The organism is Salinicola peritrichatus (assembly GCF_003206715.1).
GTDB lineage: Bacteria > Pseudomonadota > Gammaproteobacteria > Pseudomonadales > Halomonadaceae > Salinicola > Salinicola peritrichatus.
Map to the genome: position 1 here is coordinate 1 of NZ_PZJU01000058.1, position 2,731 is coordinate 2,731.

General features: G+C 60.2%; 2 protein-coding genes and 1 pseudogene. 2 read left to right on the forward strand and 1 reads right to left on the reverse strand.

From position 1 onward, the window contains the following. The coding region (gene tnpB / locus DOM57_RS18635) for an IS66 family insertion sequence element accessory protein TnpB (protein WP_110650689.1) at positions 1-362 on the forward strand (362 nt) is incomplete at its 5' end. Positions 363-401: 39 nt separating this feature from the next. Continuing rightward, positions 402-1,565, forward strand: a pseudogene (gene tnpC / locus DOM57_RS18640) (IS66 family transposase); the annotation flags it as partial. 6 nt (positions 1,566-1,571) lie between these two features. Here the strand turns inward: tnpC and DOM57_RS18645 are convergent. After that, a protein-coding gene (locus DOM57_RS18645; protein WP_110650690.1) for an IS3 family transposase occupies positions 1,572-2,659 on the reverse strand; the annotation gives its coding sequence in 2 pieces (ribosomal slippage) (positions 1,572-2,404 and positions 2,404-2,659; 1,089 coding nt in all). Positions 2,660-2,731: the final 72 nt, after the last annotated feature.

Consider the following 2,731-nt stretch of genomic DNA (forward strand, 5'->3'; position numbering starts at 1 on the left):
GTCGAACTCGGGGGCCCGGCAGCGGGCTGCGGGTGTACCTGTGCCGCGAACCTGTCGATATGCGCAAGCAGATCGATGGGTTGGCGCTGCTGGTTCAGGAAGCGATGGCGCTCGATCCTTTCGCGGCGGCGGTGTTCGTCTTCGGCAATCGCCAGCGCGACAAGGTGAAGCTGCTCTACTGGGAGCGCAACGGCTTCGTGGTCTGGTACAAGCGCCTAGAGCGCGAGCGATTCCAATGGCCAAAGCGGCTGGAGGGCGACACCGTCACGCTCTCCGGACAGGAACTCAATTGGCTGCTGGATGGCTACGACCTCGATGCGATGACGCCGCACCAGACATTATCACTGCAATCCGTCGGCTGACCCCTCGCCGAAGACGCGCCATGCCGGTATCCTGCCGGCATGACTTCCGCCACTTCCTCATCAACCGATGCGATCTCTCGACTGCAGCAGCAGGTGCAGTCGCAGCAGCACGAGATCGATCGCATGCATCGTCTGATGGCGCGAAAGGAAGCGCAGTGGGAAGCCACCAAGGCAGCGCTCTTCGAACAGTTCCGCCTGGCTATCGAACGTCAGTTCGGTCCCTCCACCGAGAAGTACCGCGTCGAGCAGGCCGATCTGCTGATCAATGAAGCCGAAGCGGCGGTGGACGAAGAAGGCGCCGATGAGGATGGCGCGTCGTCGATTGACGATGAGAGCACCATCGATAACCCGTCAGACGTCGATGATACGCCTTCCAGACGCCGTACTCGCGGCGGCCGGATCGCCCTACCGCCAGAACTGCCGCGCGTCGAGGTCGTTCACGAGCTTCCCGAGGACGCCCGTCACTGCCAGGAAGACGGCAGCGAACTCCGCGTGATCGGCGAGGAAATCAGCGAAGAACTGCACGTGGTGCCGGCTCGGGTCGAGGTGATCCGTCATATCCGACCGAAGTATGCCTGCCCGCGTTGCGAGAACGGGGTCAGCATCGCCCCGGCCCCGCCGAAGCTGCTGCCGAAAAGCAACGCCAGTGCGACGCTGCTGGCCTATATCGCCACCGCCAAGTATCAGGATGCGCTGCCGCTGCACCGCCAGAGCGGCATCTTCGCCCGCCACGGTATCGAGATCCCGCGCAACACCCTGGCACGCTGGATGGTGCAGGCAGGAGAACGCCTGATACCGCTGATCGAGACGCTGCGCGAGCACCTGCGGCAGGCCCCGCTGATCCACATGGACGAGACCCCGCTACAGGTCAACGCCGAAGCGGATCGACCCGCGAGCTCGAGTTCCTACATGTGGGTCCAGCGCGGCGGGCCACCCGGCGAACAGATCGTGCTTTACCACTATGCCCCCAGCCGCGGCGGTCAGGTGCCCGTCGCGCTGCTGCAAGACTTCACCGGATGCCTGCTCACCGATGGCTATAGCGGCTATGGCGATGTCGTGCGTCGCAACGACATCACCCATGCCGGCTGCTGGGCGCATGCGCGGCGCAAGTTCGTCGACGCCCAGAAGGCCCAACCCAAGGGCAAGACCGGCAAGGCCGCCTGGTTCCTCGGTAATCCCCCCATTTTTAGAGGGCTTCAAAAGTAGAGCTCAGGCCACAGCGGCCAGTTTCTGTTGTGGCGTAACGCCCCCGAGGGCCATGTTGGGCCGTTCGTTATTGTAGGTCCATAGCCACTGCGTGGCATATTCCTGAACCTCCTCAATGGAGTCGAACAGGTATTGGGCCAGCCAGTCGTAGCGCACGGTGCGGTTGTAGCGCTCGATGTACGCATTCTGCTGCGGGTTGCCGGGTTGGATAAATACCAGTGTAATGCCCTGCTTCTCGGCCCAAGTAGCCAAGGTAGCACTGATATATTCCGGGCCATTATCACAGCGGATCTGGGCAGGTTTTCCCCGCCACTCGATGATCTGATCCAAGGCCCGCATAACACGCTCAGAGGGCAGTGACAGGTCTACCTCAATGCCCAGGCCTTCCCGGTTGTAATCATCGATCACATTGAACAGCCGGTAGCTGCGACCATCCTCTAACTGGTCGTGCATGAAGTCCATGGACCAGCTGGTGTTGATGGCCCTGGGCACCGCCAGTGGCTCGGGTTTCCCCCGTACCAACCGCTTGCGGGGCTTGATACGCAGATTTAGTTCCAGTTCCCGGTAGATTCGGTAAACGCGCTTGTGATTCCAGCGGTAACCCTTCACGTTGCGCAGATACAGAAAACATAGACCAAAGCCCCAGTTGCGCTGATTATGGGTTATTCGCACCAACAGGTCAGCGATCTCGGCGTTTTCACTGCTGAGCCTGGCCCGGTAGCGATAGCAGGATTCACTGATACTGAAAATCACACAGGCCTGACGAATGCTGCAGCGAGCAGCAGCAACGGCTTTTTGCGCCATCTCGCGGCGGAGAGATGGCTTTACCACTTTCCCTCAAGGGCTTCCTTGCGTAACTCAGCCTTGAGCCGTTCTTCGGCATACATCTTCTTCAGCCGCCGATTCTCATCCTCCAGCTCTTTCATGCGCTTGATCATAGAGGTATCCATGCCGCCGAACTTGGCTCGCCATTTGTAAAAGCTGGCACTGCTCATGCCGTGCTCCCGGCAGAGCTCGGGCACCGGCACGCCGCTCTCGGCTTGCTTCAGAATCGCCATGATCTGGCTGTCGGAAAAACGTGACTTCTTCATGCAGAATCTCCCTGCGCTTAGCTTACGGAAAATTCTACTTTTGATCACCTTGGTTTTTCGGGGGGATTACCC